Source organism: Paenibacillus aceris, from assembly GCF_017874035.1.
Taxonomy (GTDB): Bacteria; Bacillota; Bacilli; order Paenibacillales; family NBRC-103111; genus Paenibacillus_E; species Paenibacillus_E aceris.
Genome location: NZ_JAGGKV010000036.1, coordinates 1 through 26,328, shown reverse-complemented (window position 1 = coordinate 26,328; position 26,328 = coordinate 1). Strand labels below are relative to the sequence as shown.

General features: G+C 42.8%; 26 protein-coding genes and 1 pseudogene. 4 read left to right on the top strand and 23 right to left on the bottom strand.

Annotated elements, in window-relative coordinates; translation table 11 throughout:
• Positions 1 to 27: 27 nt before the first annotated feature.
• The 4 genes and pseudogenes from J2Z65_RS33165 to J2Z65_RS33150 form a co-directional block, all read right to left on the bottom strand.
• Positions 28 to 639 carry a CAP domain-containing protein gene (locus J2Z65_RS33165; protein ID WP_338111749.1) on the bottom strand — a complete coding sequence of 204 codons (612 nt, stop codon included), beginning with the start codon at positions 637 to 639 and terminating at the stop codon, positions 28 to 30.
• 418 nt (positions 640 to 1,057) lie between these two features.
• Positions 1,058 to 1,358 (bottom strand): annotated as a pseudogene (locus tag J2Z65_RS36230) (ATP-binding cassette domain-containing protein); the annotation flags it as partial.
• Between the two features lie 297 nt (positions 1,359 to 1,655).
• Positions 1,656 to 2,762, bottom strand: coding sequence for a glycosyltransferase family 4 protein (locus J2Z65_RS33155; protein WP_209856272.1), 1,107 nt, complete (start codon positions 2,760 to 2,762; stop codon positions 1,656 to 1,658).
• A gap of 226 nt (positions 2,763 to 2,988) precedes the next feature.
• A complete protein-coding gene (locus tag J2Z65_RS33150) occupies positions 2,989 to 3,705 on the bottom strand; it encodes a M14 family metallopeptidase (RefSeq protein WP_167063005.1) in 717 nt (238 codons plus the stop codon).
• A 1,098-nt stretch (positions 3,706 to 4,803) separates the two neighbouring features.
• On the opposite strand from J2Z65_RS33150, the gene J2Z65_RS33145 reads away from it, so the two are divergent.
• A complete protein-coding gene (locus J2Z65_RS33145; RefSeq protein WP_167063002.1) occupies positions 4,804 to 5,442 on the top strand; it encodes a cysteine hydrolase family protein in 639 nt (212 codons plus the stop codon).
• 382 nt (positions 5,443 to 5,824) lie between these two features.
• Here the strand turns inward: J2Z65_RS33145 and J2Z65_RS33140 are convergent, their stop codons facing one another.
• The 10 genes from J2Z65_RS33140 to poxB all read right to left on the bottom strand — a co-directional run bounded on the left by J2Z65_RS33140 (position 5,825) and on the right by poxB (position 13,885).
• A complete protein-coding gene (locus tag J2Z65_RS33140; RefSeq protein ID WP_205301029.1) occupies positions 5,825 to 6,712 on the bottom strand; it encodes a stalk domain-containing protein in 888 nt (295 codons plus the stop codon).
• Entirely contained in the window at positions 6,696 to 6,953 is a 258-nt protein-coding gene (locus J2Z65_RS33135; protein ID WP_209856268.1) for a hypothetical protein, read from the bottom strand. Before J2Z65_RS33135 ends, J2Z65_RS33140 begins: the two co-directional genes overlap by 17 nt.
• Positions 6,954 to 7,049: 96 nt before the next feature.
• Positions 7,050 to 7,694 (bottom strand): hypothetical protein, encoded by a 645-nt coding sequence (locus tag J2Z65_RS33130; protein ID WP_209856265.1) that lies wholly within the window; start codon positions 7,692 to 7,694, stop codon positions 7,050 to 7,052.
• Positions 7,695 to 8,219: 525 nt separating this feature from the next.
• Positions 8,220 to 9,464: a BNR-4 repeat-containing protein gene (locus J2Z65_RS33125; protein WP_209856262.1), complete on the bottom strand. Its 1,245-nt coding sequence runs from the start codon at positions 9,462 to 9,464 to the stop codon at positions 8,220 to 8,222.
• 158 nt (positions 9,465 to 9,622) lie between these two features.
• Entirely contained in the window at positions 9,623 to 9,733 is a 111-nt protein-coding gene (locus tag J2Z65_RS35555; protein WP_240159738.1) for an AraC family transcriptional regulator, read from the bottom strand.
• 143 nt (positions 9,734 to 9,876) lie between these two features.
• Positions 9,877 to 10,113, bottom strand: coding sequence for a hypothetical protein (locus J2Z65_RS33115; RefSeq protein ID WP_167059252.1), 237 nt, complete (start codon positions 10,111 to 10,113; stop codon positions 9,877 to 9,879).
• A gap of 21 nt (positions 10,114 to 10,134) precedes the next feature.
• Positions 10,135 to 10,569 carry a hypothetical protein gene (locus J2Z65_RS33110; RefSeq protein WP_167059255.1) on the bottom strand — a complete coding sequence of 145 codons (435 nt, stop codon included), beginning with the start codon at positions 10,567 to 10,569 and terminating at the stop codon, positions 10,135 to 10,137.
• Between the two features lie 337 nt (positions 10,570 to 10,906).
• Positions 10,907 to 11,233 (bottom strand): hypothetical protein, encoded by a 327-nt coding sequence (locus J2Z65_RS33105; protein WP_209856259.1) that lies wholly within the window; start codon positions 11,231 to 11,233, stop codon positions 10,907 to 10,909.
• 150 nt (positions 11,234 to 11,383) lie between these two features.
• Positions 11,384 to 11,860: a hypothetical protein gene (locus J2Z65_RS33100; RefSeq protein WP_209856256.1), complete on the bottom strand. Its 477-nt coding sequence runs from the start codon at positions 11,858 to 11,860 to the stop codon at positions 11,384 to 11,386.
• A 303-nt stretch (positions 11,861 to 12,163) separates the two neighbouring features.
• Entirely contained in the window at positions 12,164 to 13,885 is a 1,722-nt protein-coding gene (gene poxB / locus J2Z65_RS33095) for a ubiquinone-dependent pyruvate dehydrogenase (RefSeq protein ID WP_167059260.1), read from the bottom strand.
• Positions 13,886 to 14,402: 517 nt separating this feature from the next.
• Between poxB and gpmA the strand changes: the two genes are divergently transcribed.
• A complete protein-coding gene (gene gpmA / locus J2Z65_RS33090; protein ID WP_167059263.1) occupies positions 14,403 to 15,176 on the top strand; it encodes a 2,3-diphosphoglycerate-dependent phosphoglycerate mutase in 774 nt (257 codons plus the stop codon).
• A 477-nt stretch (positions 15,177 to 15,653) separates the two neighbouring features.
• Here the strand turns inward: gpmA and J2Z65_RS33085 are convergent, their stop codons facing one another.
• Positions 15,654 to 16,238 (bottom strand): Crp/Fnr family transcriptional regulator, encoded by a 585-nt coding sequence (locus J2Z65_RS33085; RefSeq protein WP_167059266.1) that lies wholly within the window; start codon positions 16,236 to 16,238, stop codon positions 15,654 to 15,656.
• Between the two features lie 162 nt (positions 16,239 to 16,400).
• Between J2Z65_RS33085 and J2Z65_RS33080 the strand changes: the two genes are divergently transcribed.
• Positions 16,401 to 17,363, top strand: a complete 963-nt coding sequence (locus J2Z65_RS33080) for an NAD(P)-dependent alcohol dehydrogenase (protein WP_209856253.1) — start codon at positions 16,401 to 16,403, stop codon at positions 17,361 to 17,363.
• 312 nt (positions 17,364 to 17,675) lie between these two features.
• Here J2Z65_RS33080 and J2Z65_RS33075 read toward each other — a convergent pair whose 3' ends face one another.
• Positions 17,676 to 18,932 (bottom strand): helix-turn-helix domain-containing protein, encoded by a 1,257-nt coding sequence (locus J2Z65_RS33075; protein ID WP_167059268.1) that lies wholly within the window; start codon positions 18,930 to 18,932, stop codon positions 17,676 to 17,678.
• A gap of 149 nt (positions 18,933 to 19,081) precedes the next feature.
• Between J2Z65_RS33075 and J2Z65_RS33070 the strand changes: the two genes are divergently transcribed.
• Positions 19,082 to 19,837 (top strand): SDR family NAD(P)-dependent oxidoreductase, encoded by a 756-nt coding sequence (locus J2Z65_RS33070; RefSeq protein WP_167059270.1) that lies wholly within the window; start codon positions 19,082 to 19,084, stop codon positions 19,835 to 19,837.
• 592 nt (positions 19,838 to 20,429) lie between these two features.
• Here the strand turns inward: J2Z65_RS33070 and J2Z65_RS33065 are convergent.
• From J2Z65_RS33065 to J2Z65_RS33035, 7 genes are all read right to left on the bottom strand, one after another.
• On the bottom strand, positions 20,430 to 20,648 hold the full coding sequence (locus J2Z65_RS33065; RefSeq protein WP_004434885.1) for a helix-turn-helix domain-containing protein: 219 nt from the start codon (positions 20,646 to 20,648) through the stop codon (positions 20,430 to 20,432).
• A gap of 10 nt (positions 20,649 to 20,658) precedes the next feature.
• Complete coding sequence (locus tag J2Z65_RS33060; RefSeq protein WP_167059273.1) at positions 20,659 to 21,141, bottom strand: DUF2975 domain-containing protein; 483 nt, start codon at positions 21,139 to 21,141, stop codon at positions 20,659 to 20,661.
• A 159-nt stretch (positions 21,142 to 21,300) separates the two neighbouring features.
• A complete protein-coding gene (locus J2Z65_RS36225; RefSeq protein ID WP_167059276.1) occupies positions 21,301 to 21,465 on the bottom strand; it encodes an Imm53 family immunity protein in 165 nt (54 codons plus the stop codon).
• A 466-nt stretch (positions 21,466 to 21,931) separates the two neighbouring features.
• Entirely contained in the window at positions 21,932 to 22,801 is an 870-nt protein-coding gene (locus J2Z65_RS33050; RefSeq protein ID WP_167059279.1) for a LysR family transcriptional regulator, read from the bottom strand.
• A gap of 513 nt (positions 22,802 to 23,314) precedes the next feature.
• A complete protein-coding gene (gene cuyB, locus J2Z65_RS33045; RefSeq protein WP_167059282.1) occupies positions 23,315 to 24,049 on the bottom strand; it encodes a cysteate racemase in 735 nt (244 codons plus the stop codon).
• A 1,247-nt stretch (positions 24,050 to 25,296) separates the two neighbouring features.
• Positions 25,297 to 25,641, bottom strand: coding sequence for a hypothetical protein (locus J2Z65_RS33040; RefSeq protein WP_209856250.1), 345 nt, complete (start codon positions 25,639 to 25,641; stop codon positions 25,297 to 25,299).
• Between the two features lie 170 nt (positions 25,642 to 25,811).
• The gene (locus J2Z65_RS33035) at positions 25,812 to 26,156 is read right to left on the bottom strand and encodes a hypothetical protein (protein WP_209856248.1); all 345 of its coding nucleotides are present in this window, start codon (positions 26,154 to 26,156) and stop codon (positions 25,812 to 25,814) included.
• Between the last annotated feature and the right edge of the window lie 172 nt (positions 26,157 to 26,328).

Here is a 26,328-nt window from a genome sequence, read left to right as displayed (position 1 = left end):
CGGTACAGTTGTGAGGGCAAATATCTACTAGCCAATAAATTCCTGAACCCACTCGCCGTTATAGTAAGCTATCCCGATTTGGGTGTAGCTGCTATTCAGGATGTTGGCACGATGACCAGGACTGTTCATCCATTGGTTCATCACTTCCGTCGGGCTCCCCTGGCCTTTGGCGATGTTTTCCCCTGCAGAGTTATATGTGACCCCGAATGCAGTCATCATATCAAACGGGGATCCATAAGTCGGTGACTGATGATCAAAATAATTATTGTTGTACATATCCTGAGCCTTAGCCATTGCTACTTTCGAGAGACTGCTGTTCAAGCTAAGGGAATTCAAGCCTGCTTTCGTTCTTTCTTGATTCACCAGATCCAAGACTTGCTGCGCAGATTGGGATGGATTTACGGACTCTTGCGGATTGGCGGACTGTTGTGGATTTACGGCTTGATTCGCTGGGCTTTCTGCCGGTGCATAGTTGCCTTGGAACCAATCCAGCCAATTCGAAGCTTCATTGGGTGCTTGTTTAATCGTAATCGGTGATTTCCCTGCACCCGCAGTAGAAATGGATGATGCTTGAGTTAAGGTTGACGTTGAAGCAGCATTAGGAGCATGAGTTTCAAGCTTCGTTTGTTTAGCATTCATTTGATTGTTTGTCGAATTATTACTCGAACAACCTGTAACTAGTAGTAATGCTGCTATTATGACCAATGGTTTTATAACAATCCCTCCTGAACCGTCAAAGTGTAACGATATCAAATAAAGGTTTTGTAAAGTCCCATTGTTTTATTCAGACCTCAATTAAATTAGACCCAAATAAAATATAACTTAGCAGCCGGCTTCTTTTTCTTCCGGGGCCTTATTTCAGTCCATATGATAACTTCCGTTAAACACTTTAATCATATATTGTCCGTTCAATAAGAGGCTCATAATACATGGACATTTTCACGTTTCGCTAAAATAGGTGCCTGATTTTCGTCTACGCCGTTCTTAAGCAGCGCAGGGTCCGACGATCTAGCTGATCAACTGTTACAAACGCCTGTAAAACCAGTGGCTCTCAATGCTTTCTCGATAAACCGCGATAAATCAATGGTAACACCACATTTTCATAAGCGTTTAATCTCGGCAGCAGGTTAAAGTTCTGAAAAACCCGATCTTCTGATTCCCAATATCAGGCAGTTGTGAATCCTTCAGCGATGAATCTGTTTCCCATCGGCTCTAGCCAGAAACGTCCAAACAGCTGATAATGTTCATCAGCGTTGACTTTCCAGAGCCAGAAGGCCCAATAATAGCAACAATTCGCCCTGCGTGATATCCAGCGAAATATCATCCATCGCTCGTATTATCAAAGCAAAAAAAAGCATTAGAACTCCAAGGAAAGACAAATGTAAATGCACTCTTTAAATGATCAAGAAAAATTGGGGATTGCTGAACCATTCTGGTTGAAAATCTTCAATACTCCAGGATGGTTCCCTATCGCAGATAAAGTGAACAATGAATTGTAACGATCCTTACATTTGGTTTAAGCGCGCTTCTCTAATCTCACATTTAAACACATCTGCCCGCCCTATATGCTGCTTCATTGCCACTTACACATATATGGCTTGAATTCTTCGTCCCTACATAACATGTAAGGCTGGTTGATTTAATCCGAGAAAAAGTTATTTCATTACCACAACTTTTTTCAAAGCGGCACCGGCACGGTTCCATGAAAATTTTTTCATGTCCAGTCTGCCCTGCCTTCCTTTCTTTTTACAAAGCTCAGGATGACGATAAGCAAAACTCATCTGGCTTTTTAAGCTGGATAAAGTCGGCTCAGCCCACCGTTGCCCCTTCCCCGAAAATAAATAACGAAAGCTTCGCGCAATCGCATGCCTACTGTTCATGCTAATTTGCGGGTTTTGCAGCTTATATTTGATGAGAAAGGAGTTGCCCGCGTTTAAAAAATCCATATGCCCACCCCAGCCGGTAGCAATAACAGGAACCCCACTGGACAGCGACTCCAAAAACGGCAGCCCTACTCCCTCGCCTCTTGTAGGGAGAACAAATGCGTTACCGAGTGTATAGATGCCTTTCAGTTGATTGGGATTCATATGTTCCGTTATGACTACAATCGGCGCATTTTTTTTACGAATTCCGAGCCTTTTCTTATAGCTCTCGATTCGGTTTCGAATCCATTGCCCGGTCTCGTGCCGTACAGTCCCATTCGTTTTGATGACGAGCAGCACTTTATCGTCCGCCGAGAATTGCTCCCAGTAAGCCCTCAGCAATGTTTCGGGATTTTTCCGGTGTTGGAAGCCAAATACAGAGACGAATACAAAGCGCCCCTTGGCAGTTGGCAGAGGATATTTTTTATTCTCGGGTTTAAACTTTTTGATGTGGACTCCATGGGGGACTATAAAAATAGGCACCTTGACGCCGCTTTGCCGCAAGGCGGTTTTATTTTGCTTGGTAGGTACGCATACCGCGTCAAATTTGTTGATTTTCGGGAGCCAGTGGCGGGGAATACGGGTCGTTTCCCAAACCGTTTTTAAAATAATGCGGTCAAAACGTTTACGCTCCTGTGCCATATTCAATTTTTTGGGCAATTGATGATAAATTAGCACCTTTCGTTTTTTCATTGTGCCTTTTTTCATGTCCTTGGAACCGCTGCCCACCTTAACGTTTACGCCATGTCTCCTTAAAGCAGATACATATTCCCTGCTCGCAATCCCGAGACCTGAGGCGCGTTTTACTGGGCCTTTCCAAATAACCTGTATGTTTGCCATAGATTGCACCCTTTAATTTTGGTAACATCAGTACCATGTTATGATACTTCGTGGAATACAAAAGCGTGTGGGCCTATGACTTTACACCGTTAAAAAATCGCGTTCATCAACAGCTTCAATCTCTGTATTAAGTACGCCTGAATAGACTTGTCAACACGCGATAAAACTCCAGCCGCATCATTAAGCATGGAATGCTACCGAACTATCCGATGGGAGTGTTCACTCTTCATTTTATTATTTTCGCAGCTTTGACAATACTTCCGCGTTTAATTAGGTTAGCTTCATCTAAAATGCGATCCAGTATGTTTAATTGAAAGTTTACCCGAGTGGACATAGGCAGGCTCCAGCACGTCTCTACCGTAACAGCTTTTGCTTTCAATAAGTGATATGCGGCATGGCGTCCTGAACCCGGCAAATTCCGCATCCGTACCGTAAAATGTCTAGAATTTTGATCAATAGAGTGATTCAAATGTGCAGCAATTCGTTTTATTGCAGGTATTGCTTTGCTTTTGGGATTGACGATCAATGTTTGCCCCAGCACTTTCGGATTTATTTTAGACAAGCCGTTGGCTTCATGAAGGTCAACATACCAAGATGGCTTGTATTGCTTCGCTAATCGGAATAATGAGGCTGATAGCGGGTGGCGCTCCTTATTTTTCCATTTTCGCGGAAACGTCCGATTCAAATCGGGAATCCCCCTGATGCGCCTCTTGAAAGCTCGACGATTTACAATGGGAACGATGATCAATGTCCCGTTTTCGATCCGGAGCTTGTTTTTCTTCAACAGACTTACAAGTCTTTTTGCCGCGAGAATGCTGGCAATTTCTTTCCCGTGCACTCCGGCAGTTATCATAACCTTTTTACCTTTTAAGTTTCCATTAATGACGTAATAAGGGGTTTTGAATCTGGTGGCCTCCGCCAACAGGCGCTTTTTAATTTTCATTTCGCAACCACCTCCCGGATATTCCTACAATACGAATTAACTTACACTTTGGCTACTGGTAATAACCCAGTCGGATACGCGCATTTATTCCATCCTTTCAAAATCATAATTTACAGCCTCCTTTGCTAGATAAAAAGTTGTTACCAGAATAAAAAGGACCACCCGCGATCTGATACGATCCGTGAGTGCTCTTACCACCTAATGATCTTACAGGGATGCCAAACTGTAGCGCGAAAATGAACCATTCACTCATTAATAAACGCTCTATATCTAACTAGTACCATATCATCTTCCTCATCAAACCTATATATAACCCAGTATCTTTCGTAATCTGTTTGCATTTCAGCAATCCTGTTATTGTAACAATCGCGAATATCTTCAGCACGGAAAACTGCCCTTTGGATCAATGAACTAACGTTACTGAGTTAGTTAAATCCACACTAAAACTCTAACCTCTTCAAATTTTTCCTCCCAAGATGGTTTACCATGGTATCATCTCCATTAGCTCAACAGACTACCGATCTACGACAACCTACTTAGATGATGAGTATGACTTAAATCACTTCTATATGTTCTAAAATGCTCTTTGGCAACAATGCTTTGTTCTTATCCAAAAATCCGACTAAATATATATATGTTCTTGTCTATATTTACGGCAATAGATATATGTAATGAGCGATTGGGGTCAAGCACACGCTGAGTATCTAATGAAAGAATATGGAGAAGAAAAAATTGATAAAGTACTCATAAATAGACTTAAAAACACACCTGATGCTGAAGTAATTAGTGTAATAACTTCTACTTGAGCGAAAAGTTATTGATGATTCCAAAGTGCCCCCTCAATGAGGGGGCACTTTATTTTTAAGGAGAACAAAAAGCAGCCTCATCATACTTGGAACTTGCCTCTATAATCTTTCGATTTATTGTAACTAAACTGCCCGATAGTTGAACAAGTAGCCTAAAATGCCGGCTACCGTCATTTTGTCTTTATCGAACTATCGTCTCCCGTTCCCTTAACGGGTTTAACAGACATGGCCTCCTGTTGTAATATTTAGGCATCGAATTGGAATAATAACCTTGGTTAAGGGGGTGAAGAAATTGGAAAAATTAAAACAGAACTTGGAACGGAAAAACGCAGCTGTCATCGTCGTGGATATGCAAAACGATTATTGCCATCCTGATGGAGCGATTGCCAAAAGTGGGATCGATGTCAGCCCGGTCAAAAAAATAATACCGAGATTGCGCAGCTTGTTGGATGCGGCAAAAGAGCACTCAGTTCCAATCATCTTCCTGCAGACGAATCATGAGAAGTCTACCGATTCCGAGGCTTGGCTTTCTCGCTTTCCAGATGGTGTAAACCCGATTTGCCACACTGGGAGCTGGGGAGCGGAATTTTACGAAGTTGCGCCCCAGTCTGACGACACCATCGTGAAGAAGCATCGTTACAGTGGGTTCGTACATACTAGGCTGGAGTCCGTATTGCAAACTCTTAAAATCGAAACCTTAATCATAACAGGTGTCAGCACGAATCTTTGCGTGGAATCAACCGCCAGGGAGGGGTTTATGCTGGATTATCGGATCGTGCTCATGAAGGATGCTTGCGCGGCTTTTTCACAAGAAGAACACGATATGAGCTTAAAAACCGTAGACACCTATTTTGGAATGGTAGCGGATACGGAACAGGTTGTTTCCTTTTGGCAGATGCACCCGACCCATTCTCCCCAGCTTATTACCTAAACGGTTGATGGACTTGCCCGGCCCGCATCATAGGTCGGGTTCTTTATTATGAATGAACAACTTATCCGTTCCGATAAGATCTGGGTACATAAACTTTCACATGGTCAGAGACAAACGCAATATTCGGAACTGGCATATTTAGTTGAATGTCATTCGCGAAACTCACTTTAGGCAGCTACTCCTATTCGGTCATTGAAGATAGGTGGTCTGTTTACCGAAATCGGATTGAGTTAAACTGCCCGTTTGCTGAGAATGCTGCCGTTCTATGCTGTCGGCAGCCTTATCCTTATGTCTATTTAACTATAGTTCTGCGTTACTTGAGCAAGTGTAAATCAATACTGAAATGGACCTTCAAATTGGTTTGTTTTCTGTTATGTACTAATCATTGGGGCTTTTTGACTTTTAGCTCAATCGGCATAAGATCATACAGTTTTTTGACATTCACTTTTTCTATATTTAAAAGCGCAACAAACGTATACAATCGTCCTTCTTTAATTCCGATGATCGAAGAAAAGCTTTTATCAGCGAAAACATATCCGTTGTAATTATAGAACGGGCTCCCAATAACATTACTGGCAACTGGCGGCACCTCGTAAACTCTAGCCCCGTCTACTTCGCCTAAATACCGGATTGGTATTTGTTCAAGCTCACTTTCGGTAGCAATGTGGTACCTCCGGAACTCCCGGATCTTCGCTTCGTCCAGCTCTCTGTTGTCTTTCACCTCTACCTGAAAATAATACAATGTATCACCTACTCCGTTCCAATTGGAGCCCAGTTCCAACGTATACACTCCAGGTTCTTCTGGAAGGTGAAAAGACCCGTCTACTTCTGACGTTAAGCGTTGCTTACTTTTATAGTCAGAAATCCAAATATTTTGTGGTTCTAGTGCCTTCGGGTATTTGACGACAAGCTTGGCATTCGGATAGGCTCCGACCGCTTTATAACGATGAACCTTTAGAAGCTGATCTGGAAGCGCGGTATTTATACACACCTGCCAGCAGCTACTGCCCTGCACTGTAGGGATTTCCTCCGTATCGGATCCAAACATAACCGTCGGGATCGGGGCCATGACTTCGTCATCGAACTTTACGTTCGTTTGTTGGATGGTAACCGTTTGCGTCGCGTTTTCATATTCCACATTTGCCGACATATTCTCGGCCACGTAGCGTATAGGCACGTAGACGTGTCCATTGTACATCAGAGTTGAGTATTCTTGGCCATCCGGGCATTTGACAGCAGTTTGTTCGAAAAAATCATAGTCCTGTTCCATCAGCAATCACACGATAACCTAACCAATTTTTCTTCACCCAGATAAATGATTTTGAAACTTCATTAACAAAGAATAATTCAGCTCCACCAAACGATGTGCTTCCTGTCACCTTAACTTGAACACTGAAAGCTTTGACTGGATGGAGAGAGAAGAATAAATGCTTCCTAACTGCTAATTCCGCCGTTGGATTGGGAAAGAAAACAAATAAATCACTAACAATGTCGTTATGGATATAATCCAAATCTGCTTTCTCTTTGAAATCGACATTGTATCATCCTCTCGTACATTATTATCCTGGTTACTATAGATATCGAACTATTGTTCCTCGTTAGCTTAATCACCTTCCGTAGTGCGCTTTCACCTTTGACGGAATTGGCAGCTTTTTCTTTTTCAAAAGGGTCACCAACTCATCGCATATATCCAAATAGCCATATTGCAAGCTTACTTCCGCAAAGCTGGTCACGTACCCAAGATGGCCTGGAAATTCACAAGGAAGTTGTTTAAGGTAAGGATCCGTTTTTGCTGACTCCCAATGCTTTCGGAAGGCAAGTCGGTCCTCCTTAAAGAAGTCCATTCGATCCTCATGGATCTTCATCATGACCCAACCCTTGTCAGGGTAAGCCTCCGTCTTGAACAACTCCTCTATCCTTTCATACGCTTCCATCGCTTCCCTTTTCCGGCCTGAGCGATAAAGGGTTGAAGCATAATTGCAAAATAGATGGAGGTTCTTCGTTTCCTGATACAACTTCAGAAAATACTGGGCCGCGAGGGCTATGCATTCCGTATTTTTGGAATCCGACAGCTCATAGGTGACATCCTTTTTTTCACTCAGGTCCAATGAATCGAAATCCATCGTTAGCAGCTTGTTCAGTCGATTTCTTCGTCGTTTTTCCAGACCCTCTAGCTTTTCTAACTCTCTTAGGAAAGAGACAACTTGAGGAGAATTGGAATACATTTCTAGTCTTGCCCGAGCCTTTTTCAAGACCTCTCCCACTTCATCCACATAAACTGTGGTTGCGCATTCAATCTCTATGAAACTGAAAAAAAGTGCGAGTTGCATATTCTCCATCTGTTCATCACGATAGTATTCCTCCAAATAGGCCAGGATGTTAGAAGGTACGTTCCTGTTATTCTTTATAGTGCTTTCTTATTTCGAGAGGCAAGGCTTTTTCATCAAAGGGCTTTTTCAAAAGATGGCCTCCAATTCGCTATGTTTTTTTGTATTTTTACTTTCTCTATTATTATGTATTGGTTTAATCTTAACGCGTTTCATATTGTCACTGTATTTTATTATTGGAATTATTCTGCTCTTACTTCAACAGACAACGGCAGCCGATAGTGTGCCGGCTGCCGTAATGTTAGTAATTGAACTATCGTTCCTCATTAGCTTAATGCCAACCCAACAGGTGTAAAAGCTTATCTCCCGTTTCCTCAAGGTTAACTCCAATTTGCAACTTTTCTCATACCTGAGCTATCCAAACCACAGTAAAAGCTTTATTTAGTTGTCCTATGTGGTGTTTCCCACCGCGTACACTGACCATTTACCAGAATAATCCGTAAAAGCTTCTTGCCAATTAACTTGTCCAAGCAGCAACTGAACCTCTGGCTTATGGTTTTCAATAAAATTCGTGTAAGGCGCATAATAGGCTCCATTATCGAAAGGCACCTCTGTCTGCGATTCTGGTTGCCAAGTCGCGCCTCCGTCGAACGATTGCTGAATGCAAAGCGTGTTTTGTGACCAAAACACAATCCTTAACTTGTCATTCGTTGGTACTAGTTCCATATCTCTAAACTCGTAAGAGGTTTCAAATAGCGTTTGAATGGCCCATCGTCTTTCCTTCCATCTAGCTACTCGGATCTCGCCATGGGTCCTGTCTTTATCCCGATAGCCATAAGCGACAACCGGTTTATTTGTCAAAGGATCAGAGACAGATACAGGACATAGTATGGTATGGCTAATGTCGTACGTAGGCTCCGCGGTATCGATTAAACACTTTTCCATCATATTTTCAAAATAAATGCACTGACCAAGGTCATCGCCATCAGCGCTGTACATTCGTTCCGAAAGCGGATCGAATGCGGCATAGAAGCAGCCACGCCCCTCACATGCATGTCCTTTTGGTCCCCCCCACATGGACCAAGTCAAATGGATTCTACCAGGTAGGTCTCCTTTGCCAGGCTCATATACAGACCCAAATAAATAGACTTCATCAAATTTATCCGGATCTCTTTTTTCGCTGTCGATAATGGTTAGTGGCGTAGTCCACGTTACTCCATTATCTGTGGAGCGTATATAACGGTATGTACGGTACGGATAGCGGTTATCATTATTACATGAATAGAAGACATAAATCGTATCGCCGACAACAACTGGTGCCGGATAGCAGTTCTGGTCACAGCTAATTGTTTGTCGTGTCCATTCACCAGTTAAAGAATGCGGCTCAGGAGCCGTGAGCAAGTATAATTCTTCTGCATGTTTTGCATAAAAAATGACCGGTCTACCATCCGGAGCCTTCACCATACAAGGGTAGTTGTGGTAATCCCAAGTATCCTTCATGCCGTTAGCAATTGCTTTTTTACTTGGCCCCCACTCTTGCTCGTTGTGATGAAAGCTTCTGACATAAACATCCATTTCCGGGCCGTTCCAAGTTACGTATGTCTGGTTGCTAACCGAGTCATAAAAACCTGCTCCAACTGGCCTCTGGCATCCAAAGCTTCCATTTGCAGCGACCTGATAAGGTTTGATTTGCACGTCGTCACACTCCTGCAGTTGTTTTCATCATATAATTATACAAATTAATGTGCACAAACGATATGCAAGATTATTACCTCTGCGAGTAAATCCTTTACTATTTAAGTGTTTTAAGTCAAAAAGACATGTACAGTCGACTGCACATGTCTTTCCATCATTCAAATCTTCCCAGCCTTCGTTTTATAGTCAAACGGGCTTATTCCGTTATATTTTTTAAACACTTTCGAATAATACGTTCGGTCGGAATAACCGAGCTGGGCTGAGATCATTTCGATCGTCGTTTCTCTATTTTTTACATCTGGAGCGCAATTTTCATCTTATATTGGTTAACATAATCTGTGAAATTGAGCCCCGTGATTTTCTTGAAAAACCTTGAAAAATAACTAGGATTGAGGATAAATGATGGCTATAGTTACCAATGTAAATGGCGATGAATTATTAGCTGCCGCCGCCTTACCGCATTATCCAAGATATCTGCGAGTGCGACAATATCTTCATCTCTATATGCACGAAGCAGCGTTTCTTTCAAGTTCTCTGCAGCAGTCACGGACTCATTAAACGTAACGTCAGCAAATTTGGATGGCATCTTATAAAACAAGCCCTGCTCGTAATAAAGTCCAAGATTATACCGCTTGAGTTCCCCATGCACCCTACCAATTCCCGCTATACCTTAAAACTCATAACTGAACACAATATGGGTGGCCAGCCTTAAATACTTTTCAGCCTTACTCTGCAGATCTAATACAAATTGACGAAATGAATCCGCGGCGTTAATAGCCAAATTATTACGATAATTCTTTACAAAATGCAATTCAAGTCCGTCATCTGTAAAAACAGAAATTCCATCCTTACTAGTAGCCAGTTCTTGAGCAATGTTATATAGCCCGAAATAGAAGATAAGTTGCTTATCCTTTAAGCCGTAGCTTTTCATTAGCGAAGCATAATCAATATGAATAAGCCCAAGTATAAAAGATGGTTCTTTCCACTCGATTCCGAGTCGTCTGCCTGAACTCAAAATCGCTTCCGAACAATCGCCTGAGACAATTTGCTTCCAGAACGAAACCTGAATTTGCAATTTCGCTACTTCTAGTATTTTCAGATTCACACTCAATATGTCTCTGGTCGAAAACAATGCGATTCATGAATTGACCGCTTTAATTAAGCCCCCCAATGTGTCCAGTCTTAGACGCAATAGAGCGCAACAACACTGCCATGTAGCAGCGTTGTTACGCTCTATTTTTTATCAATGTTACTAATTAAAGGAACTATCCTCCCTTTACTTTAATGAACAAAAAAGTAACCCACAGCAACGGGCTGTGGGTTATAACTATTTATATTTTAAAGGGGGTCAGTTTTATTATAGGCTTGATTCATTAAAGCCATATGAAAATAAGATTTCATTCTTTTTACATTTACTCAACTAACGTTACTCGTTAGTTGAATTAAAAAGCCCATTTATGGTCGGGAGGCAGGCACTCATCACAAAGCAATTTATTATTGTGTACTGCTCCATTATCTAGTCCAAAAATCGCGTTATGCTTTTCCATATCCGTTGTCCAACATCCACAATTCGCACATCTACCACAATTCATGATTTGAGGATTCAAAACCTTAAATGAAGATTGGTTCCATTTTAGAAAGACATTCTCGTCATCAGACTCTAATATCCGATTCTCGCATAGTTTTCTTTGGATTTTTTGAGAAAGTTCATTTTCACTTTCATCAATTTCAACATAATAACTGATATTTACTAAGACAGTTTTCTTCAATTTACACCTCACATAGGCAATTTAGATACCTCAATATTATCACATGTCCATTGGCTTCATTGAAGTATTGCCCGTTACTTTAACGAAACCAGGGAGCAGCTGCCGCTTGGCGAGCTGCTCCCTGGTTATTGCGCTATCGTTCCTCGTTAGTTAAGCAGCAATTTTTGTTTTAAACGGGTCAGTTACTACTTCGCCCTGAAGATTCAAGTATATTTTCCCTGTCCCATCTTCGAAGTTCCAATATAATTCATTATTGATTTCAAACAAATGTAGATTTTGTAAAGAAGTTGTTCCAATTTTGATATTAAATCCTTTTGATTCAATTCGTTTTATAACTTCCTCATAACTAATGAGAAGTTTTACAGTTTTAATCTTACTTTCGGTGTAAAATACAACTGCAAATTGTTGCTGTTCTTGGTCTTTTGCCACACATATGAATGGTTTAGTAAAATAAGGGAGTGATACTGCTTCAGTTAATTTCAATGAGGTAAGTTGTGTTTTATAACCCTCTGGGATGTATAATTTATCCCCTGAAACAGCATCTTTTTGCTGAGGACTTCCTTCACAACCAAATAAGGTTAGACTCATAAGCGTAAGCAAAATGAGTTGTAACGTAACTCGCCTCATATTTTTGTTCCCCCTCTTTATAAATTAGACGAAGTTTCAACAAGTAATGTTGCGTTAATCTGCCCTTTAGTTTAACGGACTGCCGATTGCTCAAAGTTCTCTACCTCATTAATCGGACATAGGCACCAAATCGAATAAATTCCGATATATACTAGAGATATTTGCGATGTAACCGGCTGTAATTCTATTTGTATTAATGTAAGCGTAATAGCCCTCATCTGGCAATCAGATGGGGGCTATTTTAAACTTGCGACTAAGGCAGTGTGACCAGTCAGTTGTAGGAGTCCAAAGTACTCCTATTTATTACCGAAGGAGATTGGTTTTCGCCAGTTCGATGACTTCGTTGCCTTGCCCGTTCAAAACGGCTTTCAGCATCCACATCGTAAATCCGCGAGCCTGCTCGAGGTTGATTTTCGGCGGCATCGCCAGCTCCTGACGATTGACGACGACGTCTAGCACTACCGGACCGCTGTGTTCGAGCGTTCGGCGAACGGCGCTTTCCAAGTCATTCGGATCCTCGACGCGAATTCCTTCGATTCCCATGGCTTGAGCAAGTGCCGCAAAGTTTGGATTGTCGAGTTCCGTTCCGAATTCTAAAAAGCCAGCTGCTTTCATTTCCAATTCCACGAATCCAAGCGCGCCATTATTAAAGACAACGATCTTGATCGGGAGCTTTTGCTGACGAAGGGTCAATAGATCTCCGAGCAGCATAGTGAGTCCCCCGTCCCCAGACAGCGATATGACCTGCTGTCCCGGTTGCGCAACCTGCGCCCCAATCGCCTGGGGCATGGCGTTCGCCATTGTTCCGTGGTTAAACGAGCCAAGTAGCCTTCTTTTTCCATTCATGCTCAAGTATCGGGCAGCCCACACAGTCGGCGTCCCAACATCGCAAGTAAAAACGGCATCCTCATCTGCGAGATCGCTGATTACCTTCATGAGGAATTGTGGATGAATAGGAGCTCGACCAGGAGCTGCAAGGTTGTCCAGTTCCTCGCGGACTTTGGCATAATGTGCTGCAAAGTGCTGCAGGTGATCGGGGGAGTGTGGTTCCATTAAAAGGGGTAACAGCATGTCGACCGTCGTCTTTATGTCTCCGCACACCCCGTATGCGAGCGGCGTTCGCCGGCCTAGTCGGGAGGAATCCAAATCAACCTGAAGGATGGTCGCTTCTTGCGGATAAAATTGCCGGTATGGAAAATCGGTACCCAGCATGAGTAAGACATCGCATTCCATCATGGCGTGGTATCCTGATGAATATCCGATGAGGCCGGTTAATCCGACGGAATACGGGTTGTCATATTCCAGATATTCTTTTCCTCGCAGCGCTATGACCATCGGGGATTGCAGTTTCTCGCACAGCTTCATGAGCGAAGCATGAGCTCCCGAGCAGCCAGCACCGCACAGCAATGTGATCCTCTTGCCTTTGTCTAAGTAGTCGGCAAGCGTCTTCAATTCGTCTGTAGAAGGGCAGACAATTGGCCGGGTGGAATGGATGACGCGTTCTGGAACCGGGCTTTCGTCGTATTCGAAAGCGGCTACATCACCAGGAAGAACTAAGACAGACACTCCCGACCTTGCCGTCGCGGTTTGCATCGCCATCGTAACCGCTCGAGGTATTTGCCTCGGTCCGGTTACGATTTCACAAAAGAAGCTGCATTCCTGAAACAACATGTCCGGACGTGTCTCTTGAAAAAAGCCGCTGCCAATTTCACTGCTCGGAATATGAGCGGCAATCGCAAGTACTGGCACCCGGTTTCGATGGCAATCGTACAAACCGTTAATGAGATGTAAATTACCTGGTCCGCTGCTACCCGCACAAACGGCGATTCCTCCGCTGAGGGTGGCATCCGCGCCAGCCGCGAACGCTGCAACCTCTTCGTGGCGGACATGGATCCATTCTATTTTTCCGGAACGACGGATCGCATCGAGCAAGGCATTAAGCGAATCGCCGATAATGCCGTAAATTCGCTTTACGCCGGCGTTCAGAAGGGATTCCACGATGGAATCAGCTATCGTTCTTTTCAAGGGAATCTCTCCTTATTGTTTTTATTATATTGCCATAATATGAGCAGTATATTCTTGATTTCACTACGATCAAGTTTGTTGGGCTTTAATCTTAAATTAAGTAGTCACATTTCGGTAATTTCATTCCTAATTATAGGTATGCTGCCCGTTAGTTTAGTATCAATTCTTGACGATTATCCGTAAAGTCACTGCAATGTCCCATCTTTTGTGTCGTATACATACAATGTGCCCATATTTGTGTCGTTTGCTTGCGGCACAAATGCCATACTTTTGTGACCTAAGATAACTATATTGATTGATGAGCACACCTTCTGAACGTTCGTTCGTAGCCAGGAAACGGCAACAAGAATCATTAATTATAATAGTTCTATTAAAATCTCCCATATCCACTCGCACTAACTCTACGGAAGTAGACGCTATTACTATATACTGACCATTTTTATGGTCATTTGCTTTCGCCAAAGCTGACAACTATGATGGAGTTGGGCAACTTATCCTTATACAAGGAGAATTCCACATGATCAAAGTAGTAATGATCCGCCACGGACAGAGCGAATGGAATCTCGAGAACCGATTTACGGGCTGGACAGACGTGGATTTGTCTCCGAACGGTCTCGAAGAAGCAAGACAAGCCGGAATCATCCTGAGAAAGCAGGGTTACGTCTTCGACGCAGCGCATACATCCGTTCTGAAGCGTGCGATTCGGACGATGTGGATCATTCTTCAAGAAATGGATTTGACGTGGATTCCGGAATTCAAAAGCTGGATGCTGAACGAGCGGCATTACGGCGCCCTACAAGGATTAAACAAAGCCGAGACGGCCGAGAAATACGGAGAAGAGCAAGTTCACTTGTGGCGCAGGTCCGTCGACGTTCGCCCACCTGCATTGGATCAAAACGATGCCCGATACGAAGCGTCCGCGCCACGCTACCGGGTTTTAAAAGAAGGGGAATTTCCGTTAACGGAAAATCTCGATGATACGGAGCGCAGAGTGTTAAAGTACTGGGAGGAGATAATCGCCCCCGCTCTCTCGTCCGGCAAGCACATTCTCATTGCGTCTCACGGCAATACGTTACGGGCCTTGGTGAAGCATCTGGATCGAGTCCCTGCCGACGGGATCGCCGATCTGAACATACCGACCGGCATCCCGCTCGTGTACGAATTGAATGAGCAATTGTCGCCGATCCGGCATTATTTCTTGGGCATTGACGGCGAGATGCCGGAAGGAACGATTCCTTCTCATATGCCCCCCACTATTAATGTCGGGCAGTCACCGCTTCCGTCCGAGTGAGAGGCGCATTCGGAGAAGTGGCCTTGATCGCGTCCATTCAGCACGTCGCGATCGACAGCGGCTATAATCAAGGCGCGGAAGATATATAACTTGCCCTTACTTATAGTACGTTTCCCTGCGTATGATCTTAATCTATCCCGCCCGTTAGTTGAGAAAACGGCAGTCCTTATGCGGCTGCCGTTTCTTCGTGTTTATTGAGCTATCCTGCGAATACACGAGCTTGCGTGAGAAAATTAAATCATATCGAGGGAGCGGAATGTTTAAATTTTCTCTAGTCCCATGCTCTTATTTGTGATACGGTTCACCGCGCTGTTTGTAACGGCAAGTTTCGTTTTTCTCACGGCATACGCAGGTTTCCAATTTCCAGGTTAAACTCTTAACTTAAGTCAATGCACATATACATCCCCCCTAGTTACAATGTTATCATTACTTAAACTTAGGGGGGGTCATGGCTATTCCAAGGATGGGGTTATCGAATCAGCGAAGGTCTTGGTGGATTCTCTTCTTAATTCTGCTTAGTGACTCTGGAGTAATGCCGAGATAACTGGCCAATTGATGTTGGGGTACCCGGTCGATGAGAGATGGGCGTTTCATTTGCAGCGTCTTGAAGCGTTCTTCAGGTGAAGAAGCGATAAAAGCAGCGAATTCCTCTTGGACCTGACTAAAGTTCTCCTCGATCATCCTGCGGGTCATCGATTCCAATTGGGGGTGTTTGTTGTACATGTCATTTTCCGTATCCAGGTCGCCAACGACCATTACCGAATCTTCAACGCATATGAAGGTGTAATCGGACGACTTGTCTGGTTTGTGATGATTGAAAATGGCGATGGCTTGCTCTTCGGTGTAGAAATTTGACGTGACCTCTCTTCCCTCTTCATCGATCGAACACTGCCTTACGCAACCTTTCAGGATGAAATAACATTTTGTAGGGGCATCTCCTTGTTTAAAAAGAGCGGTCCCCTTTTTAAATTCTTCTATTCGGATCTCGTTCACAATGGCTTGCTGATCTTCCTCGTTAAGGGAAGTCCATCTCGACGTATACTTGTATAGAATGTCTTTCATATCGCTTTCCTTCAACTCCTTCTCTTCCGTTCTTCCTCCTATCCATTTTCAAACGTTTGGGGTCCTTTTGTAAAGGACCGTTGCAGTGGATGATAAAAATTTAACGTTACTTGTGATGATATGTTCTACACAGTATGCACCAAAGAATTGGAGGGGAAAACCATGAGAGCCATGGTCCAAATCTCGTATGGTCCACCGGAAGTGATTGTCCCGCAAGAAATCGCGAAACCCGCACCTGGAAACAAGGAAATTCTCATACGTATCCAAGCTGCCAAAGTAGGGCCGTCGGACTGCGCTTTTCGCAAGGGCGATCCGCTTATGATAAAATTAATATACGGACTGTCCAGACCAAAATTTGCAATTGGAGGAAGCGAATTAGCCGGAGAGGTCGAAGCGGTCGGCAAAGAAGTAAAGCATTTTAAAGCGGGGGATCGTGTTTTGGGTATGAGCATCAAAAATTTCGGTGCTTACGCCGAATATAAGTGTCTTTCCGAAGAGAGCCCCCTTGCGGTTATACCGGACAACATCGCCTTTGAAGAAGCCGTCGGCGTCTGTGACGGGGGTGCCACCGCATTGACGTTTCTAAGAGATATGGCGAAGCTGCGGAAGGGGCAGAAAGTGCTGATTAATGGGGCCTCGGGGGCTGTCGGCATCTACGCTGTGCAATTAGCCAAATACTATGGCGCTGAAGTAACCGGTGTTTGTTCTGCCGGCAACGAAGGTCTGGTAAGAAAAGCAGGGGCAGATTTCATTATTGATTATACCCAGGAGGATTTCACGAAGGCGGACAAAGCCTTTGATGTCGTTTTTGATGCTGTAGGCAAACGCTCCTTCTCGGCATGCAAGCGTGTACTTACGAACAAGGGAATTTATCTGACTACTGTACCCAAGCTGTCTATCATTTTACAGATGATGTGGACTTCCCTGTTTAAAGGTAAACGGGCTGTTTTTGCAACAGCCGGCCTTATGCAAAACAAAGCGAATTTGGCGTTTCTCATGGAACTCGTAAGAAATGGAACGCTGAACGCCGTGATCGATCGTCGATATCCTCTGGAGCTCCTACCGGACGCCCACAAGTATGTAGAGACCGAGCGTAAAAAAGGTAACGTGATTATTAAGTTCTAACGTCAGCCATGACCTTTTCGCTCAAAACATTGCCGTTACTTGTGGTACGGCTCACCATATCATTCCAAAGGCGAAATTTTGCCATTGCATTACGATAAGTGCATAAAGAGGGACTGCCTTCGATTAAGTTCAACTCGGAAGCATCCCTTTTAACCTATTTGCGCATCACTCAGTCGCACTGCCGTTATGCCAACGCCATCGTCTTCTACCTCGACAAGAAGCTCGCCACCCGCTCACTGTTTTTTTAGATTGAATTTGCGCAAGGTTGCTTCACAAGGCCCATTACCCTGTCCAGAAATAATATGACATTCTTCAGGTGCTGCTTGGTTCTGAATGGCTTTGCACCTGGCGCCGCTCGGACTGGCGGTACGCCTTCGGTGTCATCCCTTTCCATTTCTTGAATACCTTGATGAAATAGCTCTGGTCGTTAAAGTTCAGCCATGCGGCGATGTCGGTGATCGGATAGTCGGTTAGCGTGAGCAGCCTCTTCGCTTCCTCGATCCGTTCGCGTTGGACATGCTCGGAAATCGTCATACCAACCTCCTTCTTGAACAGGCTCGATAAGTAGTTCGGGCTGAGATTGGTGCGCTCTGCGAGCCGATCGAGCGTAATGTCTCCGTACAGATGGTTGGTGATGTCGTGCAGACAATCCTGCACTGCAGGCGAGTAATGACCACGGCGGACCTCCGCCACTCGGTCAACAAAGTCAAACAGCGCCTCCATTATGACAGTGTTGACCGCCTGCAGCGTATCCTTCTCCTCCAACTGCTGAATATAGAAATCACTCAGCGTAAAAGCATCTTCCTCGTGCATACCTCCTTCAATCGCCGCGCGACAAATTAGTGCGATTCCCGTAATCATCAGATTCTTCTCGCTGCGAAGCCGACTCCGCTTGGCCAACACACCGAGCTCGTCTTCTCCGATGATGGATTCCATAACAAATGTCTTAATTCGTTCCCTATCTCCTGTACGCACGTAGTGCAGCAAAACACGCTCATGCGACAAGTTAGTGTGAAGCATGCCGCTGCGGCGGCTTCGGGACAGCTCGGCATCCGGTTCTTGCTTCTTCGCAACCGGTTCCGGCAGCAGCACTCCGTCGGCCAGAAGATTCACTGTCGGGTCGACAATCTTCCGGCGAATCGCATAGTAGATCATCTGACTCAGCGCCCGGGCACGCTCCGGGGCTACCAAAGGGACAGCTTCGTACAAATCAAGAAGCCGCTTCCTGTTGCTCGCATGAAGCTTATTAATCGCCTCACTATCCCGCGGCGTCTCATGCAAGTATGGGCCGACTACGAGCGTGCCGGCAAGTCGGTCTTCATCGAGCGCATTCACAAAGAAATAATGAAGCCGGGAACGGGTAAAATGGACCGGCTGCTCCACAGCATATAGCGCATAAGCGTAACCGGCAAGTTGATCGCGTATCGAAGCAAAGTACGGGTTCGCTTTAAGCCCACGATTGGCGTATTCCGATTCGATTTTCCGCCCAGGATGTATGATAAAGACTGGCAGTTGAACAGCATCATAGAGAAGCCCGCCAAAGACAGCCAGCTCCGGCAGCTTATTCATGCGTACCTCCATTGATTCCATTAGTGTTAACAATAAGATGTTAAAAAAGTACTACAAATCGTTGATTAATACAATTAACCGCTGTAAAAGCGTATTACACTAAAAATGCAGAGAATGTCTGCTACAATTATGGAAAGGGATGAACCACTATGTTGAATAATAAAACCGCTATCGTTACTGGCGCAGGAAGCGGCATCGGTCGTGCAAGCAGCTTAAAAATGGCAGGTTACGGCTCGAAGATCGTCGTTGTCGATTTTAACCAGGCCTCCGGCGAGGAGACGGTTCGTCTTATTCTTGAGCAGGGCGGCGAAGCGATCTTCGTACAGGCTGACGTATCGAAAAGCGAGGATGTTCAGCGTTATGTTAAGGCTGCGGTTGATACCTACGGCCGCATCGATATTTTCTTCAATAATGCCGGTGTTGTACAGAAGTTCTCGAAGTTCGCGGACATTGACGAGAACGAGTTCGACCGGATTATGAACGTAAATGTCCGGGGCGTCTTCCTCGGCATGAAATATGTTCTAAAGGTGATGGAGGAACAAAGAAGCGGAACGATCATTAACACCGCTTCGACGGCGGGGGTGAAGAGCGAGCACAGCGCTTCCGCTTATTCCGCTAGCAAGCATGCGGTTGTCGGCCTAACGAAGGGCGCGGCGATCGAGTATGTGAAGAAAGGCATCCGCGTCAACGGCATTTGCCCGGGCGGCGTTGAGACGGCTCTTACGAAAGGCGTAGAACAGGATTTCATGTCGGGCGGCTACGTACCGGAGGAAGTCGGCAATATGCGTATGGGCCGCTATGCGCAGCCAGACGAGCTGGCGGAAGTCGTCGCATTCCTTGCTTCCGATCGTGCCAGCTACATGACAGGTTCCATCGTAGTGGTTGACGGCGGGTTGACGCTCTAAATTGATTCTTTTCTTCACCAACATTGTTATTATTGACATTAATGAGGAGCAGGGACTGTTCTATGGAGCAAGGGTTTAATGGAATCAGTCAAGGGAAATTGTTGCGCGTTACCTTTCTTGGGGGGATTCCGTAAGATCTCATGTAGCAGTCCATACCCCAATGGAGCGCCCTGCAAAAGGCCAAGGTCGTCTGTATAACAAATCAAATTGCCCGTTTCAAGCCACTGAGGTGGCTTTGAACGGGCAATTCGGTATTTTTCAGACAAATCTACTTACTCATAGCCATTACCCCAAGCTAAATTTTAGTTAACTCAGAAATGACAAACTTGATTATCCCTTCTGAAGACTTTGAATTTAACTGATTGGGATGTATTTCTCGTAATATTCCGAATTTTTTTGGTTTCTGTAAATGGTTCATCAACGATAAACACTGGACATGTATGTCCCCCTAATTTTTCGCCTCACTTATGATACGGCTCACCGCAATTGATCTTCAAGTTAACTGCCCGTTACTTGAATAACAAAAAGAAGAGCTTACCGCGAAGTAAGCCCTCAACTATCGTTCCCCGTTAAATAAATTTGTTGTCTGTTTTTATTGAGTGTCTTCGTCGCTTTTGTACTCCAAAATATCACCTGGCTGACAATCCAAAGTCTTACATATCGCTTCTAATGTTGAAAAACGTACCGCTTTTGCTTTCCCATTTTTCAGAATGGAAAGATTCGCCATGGTAATTCCAACCCTCTCCGAAAGCTCCGTTACGCTCATTTTTCGTTTTGCTAACATCACATCAATATTAATAATAATTGCCATATGCTCCACCTCAGACCGTTAAATCATTTTCTGATTTTATATTAATAGCTTCTTGTAAAAGTCTTTGGAGAACAGCAGCAAAAACGGCGATCACCATAGAGGAGAAAATAATGACCAATCCCATTGGTATGAAACTTGGAGGGTCAACTCTCTTCCCCATGAGATAGTAGAGTGGCATACCTAGCAGGTACAAGGTACTGATTGTGATGGCACAGTATTTTATATTCTTTAAAGCTTTTACTGATAACTCCGAGAACGCTTGGTTCTTATCAATATAGCTTAAAAGTTTAAAAGCTTGATACAGAGCAAAGTAAAAAGGAATCGCTGCTGCGTACATATCGATTAAAACGAGAGATTTCATATAAGCCGTTTCTGGATACAATTCTCCAGCAAAATTCCCAATCTTAGGCACTAAAAATATGCACAAAGCGAGAATTGGGATTCCAATAAGAATAACAACTATCTTCAAAAAGAGTGTTTTTCCTCGTTTCATAAACTGCACCTCACTTATTTAATGTCAGTTTTTACTTTACAACATAGTTTATTGTTTTACAATAAATTAATATCGTTTATTATAAATTCTCATTACAAAGAAATTGGAAACGGCAGCTAATCGTTGTGACCAGCTGCCGTAAGGTGGGTGAATTAAATATCATATAATTGAAGCTACCCAATTTTTGAAAATTTCTATTATTTCATCCAGATTAAAGACTCCTCCACTTCCCATAAAAGTGTGGTCTTCAACTCTACATATTAACCAGTCAGTTTCTGTACGCTCTCTACAATGTAGGGGAATTTGTGCATTTATTACTGACATAAATTTCTCTACTTAAAAATAATATAAGCTTGATTTCTCAAGCTTTTTCGGATTGGTTTATGTAGGCACTTTTGTGTCATTGGACAGTTGAGCAGGGTGTATTTATTGTCTAATGACCACAAAGCTACCTACATTGTTTCTCTTAGCTGCTTTGCTCTTTTCAATTCGATTCATAGCTAAGCCCTCCCGGTTTGCGGCTAAATGAGACCGCCGCAAGAGTTACGGCAATTGCGACTGATGCAGCTGCGATCCAACCAACCGCCCTATTGATTGAAATGCCTCTAGCAGCAATATCTCCAATTCCCCTCGTTACTCCCCGCTCTCCCCCTAGCGTGCGTGCGGTCTATCGCGGCCATCAATGCCACTGCCACTCCTTCAAAAAGAAAGATCTCCAGATTAGCAGCGCTATCAACCCCTTGCAATTCCTATGGAAATTCAACATCAAGATCAACTAGCATAACCCTCGTTAGATTTTTCCAAACGATATCTGCTGGAAAAAATTCAAAAAAGGTGAGCTCGAACCTTTCAAATAAATCAAATCGATTCTGATTGAAATATCAACTTCGGGAGTAATCTCAACACGAGACAATAGACCGTTTTCAATCTCATTCCTGACACAATGCTCAGGCAAGAAACTGATCCCCATGCCCTTCAGAATGAGCTTTTTAGCCGCTTCCATGCTGTCGACTTCCATTACGATGTTAGGATTCATATTCTCAAAAAGCCGAGTAATCATTAGCCAGTCCATGGAGCCATAGTCAAAGAAAATGAGAGGAAACTGACTGATTTCATTGATTGCAGCGCTTCCCTTTTCTAATAGAGGGTGTCCAAGAGGTACGAACAATCCGATGGGGTCTTTATGAAACAAAACATTGTCAATATTTGGATGAGTAACCGTGCGTACAATGCCCAAGTCTACTTCTTTATTCAAGACCTTCTCCAGAATCACGTTGGAATGACCTGTCATAATTTTTATTTTCACATCTGGAAATTTTTCGCTAAATAGTGGCAGAATGTCTGGTAACAGATAATTTGAAACAGAAATAGCGCAGCCAATTTTTAATTCATAGGATACAGCCAAATTTTGCTGAAGTTTGATTTTGATTTCCTGATAAGTCGTCAAGATCAGCTGTGCATAAGGAAGAAACTGTTTCCCATTTTCTGTGATCAGGATATGTTTCCCTTCCCGAAAAAAAAGCTGACTTCCCAATTCCCTTTCTAAAGCTTGTATCCGCGCCGACACGGAAGGCTGCGTTAAAAACAGCGCTTGAGCTGCTTTATTAAAGCTACCTAAATGGTGTACGTAAACAAAAGCTTCAATGTTTTCTATATTCATAATGCCCCCGCCTTTCTAAAGAGTCATTTTATAGAAAATAACATAAGTATATAGTCAAAATACTTAGTTACTTTAATTGATTGAGTGTTAGCAAGTAGGCTAAATTCTATTCCTTTGTTTAACTTACAATTTTTTCTATTGTTAATTATTCACACTCTTTCATCCAACGATGAATACAACCCCTTATCCCTATCTACTTTTTGTGTCAATTTGCAATGATCGACAGTGGTAAAAGAGAAAGACGTTCATTACAAGTATTGTTTCCATTTCCTCAAAATACAAAGAAGCATCTGTGGAAATTACAGCGATATGAAGTTTGTACGGAACTAAACGAGTCGCTTTGCACACAAGAGTAGTTCAAACGAATCTTTGTAGCCCGAATTAACGATTTATGTATACGATAGCCTGTGATGGGGAAATTTTCTACTGCTCGAATCGTTTGAATACCGTAATAGGCATGATATGGAACTTCTTTTTTCTCCAAGAAAATCTTTTTCCTTTCACGAAGTTGGCTCATCCCTTTATAGCTCTATTACTATCAGTTCCAAAATCTCTATACAACACATATTCCTGGTTAGCGATATCTACAACCTTTTTAGCCAAAATATGAGTCGGGTCAATCACTTTAATATCTTCCGCATCACTTAAAACAATCGGAATCTCGGTGCAACCCGCAATAACCGCTTCCGCTCCTTTTTCAATCATTATTTGAGCTGCGTTAATTAATAAACTTTTGCCTTTTGCAATTTCTCCGGCTTTTATTGCATATATGCCTTCCATTATCTTTGCTTGTGTAATCTCGTCAGGCTCCAGTACATCTAGTCCTCTTTCACGGAGGGACTTCTGATAAATCATGGATTTCATAGTGCCATCTGTCGCTAACAACGCAACACATCTTAGGCAGACTTCATGAATGTATCTAGCCGTCTCATTTGGCATATTAATAATCGGAACTTGAATCGTATCTTGAATTTCTTGTAAATAATAATGTGCAGTATTGCAAGCTATTACGAGTAAATCTGCCCCAGCCTTTTCTAATGTCTTGGCTGATTGTTTCATATAGGGGAGTGGGTCATTACCTTTACCCATAATTGCTGATGTACGGTCAGGAATCTGCGGATAATTATCAACAATTAAATGAACATGTTCCTGATCATTCTGGGCAGGTGTTAATCGTATAATTTTATTCATTAAATCGACCGTGGCAAGCGGACCCATTCCTCCCATAATCCCAACAGTTTTTATCATGATATACCTCCACTTTTTACTCTTGCGTATTTAAAGTATAATTCCAGAGTAGGGAGTATCGTATATCAAAAGAATTTATTCAAATATAGAAATTCTATATATTCCGCAGTAAACAAACAGAAAATAACTGTTGAAGATCTGTATAAACCAAATCTCCAACAACCAAGAATAAATAAACATTTAGCTTACATCACATTTTGTTTTTGAATATCCTTCAGGGTCAAGTCTGCTTTTTCACTACCAAAATTCTCCTACATATTGGTTCTCGTATCGCTTCAAATTCTACTCATAGTCGCTGGCTGAATGTGCATCTAAATAGCCATTCCACCACGCTCTACTGCCCGTAACTTTAATAAAAGAGGAGCTGCCGCGAGGCAAGCCCCTCAACTATAGATCGCCATTAACGTAATGCCGTTATGACTTCTATTCCTATCCCAGCTTATTTTAAAGTCGGTTTCTTAAAAGTGTATTAATGTGAAGAGACCGAAAATAGCAACAGCTTCCACGAAATAGTGAGTTCAATCAAACTGATAATGAGCGATTACAAAGTTGTTGTTATGGTAATTAAAATCAGCGTATTGCACAAATCCAGTAAGGTATAACCCGTAAACTATGTATCGTGACGGTAAGTGGTGGGATATCGGATCGGCTACAGCTGCTTGTTGGAAGGAATAGTGAAATGGGTTTCGAAATCGGGTATTGACCTAATGCGGAACTATCCACTTGAACATAAATTGTATATTACCAGTACACTCGTCTCCGTCAGCCTCTTATTTAAAACATCTCTCTCTTTACGAGAAGGTGTTTCTTAAAAACAACGAGAAAAAACGATCCGTGTTCGCGCATCTATTTCGCGATAGGAACCGTTTTTGTTTTTCTCGATATTAGTGTTGGTTTAGAACACACAAGCTGCTGATAAGATGATTACCAAACACAAGTTACTGATAAGATAATTACCAAAAGAATAAAAAGAACCAAAACAGCTGCTGTGCTAGTACCTACTCCGCTCATATTTACTCATTCCCCTCAGTGAATTTTCATTACGATATATATATATGCTTCCTACATAGTGATTGCTTGGACATAAGACGGGCTGCTTGATGGAAGGAATAAAAAAAACCGTTCCTCCTAAATAGAGAATGCGGTTTTCTGTTATTCTATATTGTTGATTTCAACCAAAAGAAAAACCGCCTCATGATAAAGCGATTAATTGAACTCTCGTTCCTCGTCAGCACAATTATAAATTTCTAATGCTGTAAAAATAAAATAGTGTCCTCATGTGTAAATGCGGTAAGCCAACTATACGATAAGTCGAATAGATACGCATCTATCTCTAACCACGGCTCTATATTTTCAAAAAATATCTTAACATCAGCTGTTTTTGCCTTAAACAATTCCCTTTGTCTTTCCAAATAAAAAATTAGTTCTCCCTGTTCATTCCAGTTTATCGCGTTCTCAAAGGTTACTACTTGCGGCTTATTTCTTAATGAGTTCCATATTAAATGACCTCGCTGTATTTTTTCTTCTACAGCAAATTCCCTAATGAGCCTTTTTAATATGATACTGGCATCTGAATGGTTCATTTTTTCCATACGTTTGCCCCCGTTAATTAAAAATATAATAAACTTTTGTTGCCCACACTACTTCCCGATAGTTGAGCAGGCTACCGGCGATGCTGAAAACTGTTCATAAGTTTGCTAATGTACCTTTTAACTCAACTATCGTTCTGCGTTAGCGTAATGATGGCAATTGCTTTTTTCGCTCAATTAAGAACAAAGAAATCATCAAACGATTCTCCATTTAACTTGAAAAGCATCCGATAAACACCCAACTTTTTACTCTTGTATTCAATTGGAATATAGGCGACTGCGTAATCAAATTCATATGAGATAGCTTCGTATTCCTTCGTTTCATCCCATCTGTCAATAAATAGAGCTACGTTCTTAAGTTGAATTTTAAGTTGCGATTCATCAAAATCGTCACCGAAGACCTCTCTAAATTCTTGGGGGTCATCGTTTTTATAATTATTGAAGCAGTACCAAAAGCCACCCATACTTTTCTTTTCAATTTCATTTTCCAAAGCCCATTGTCGTAACTCGGCAATCATCAAAGTACCATCCTCTATTTATCATCCGACCTTATTTTTTTGCACTCGGTTAAGTATATCAAAAAAACTTGCCACGTTATCCTCCCTCTATGGAGAAACGCTTTGCTCTTAAATACTCTCGTTTTCTCAGTTTTTGACCTTCAATACTTTTTTGCAGATAACTTTTCAATGG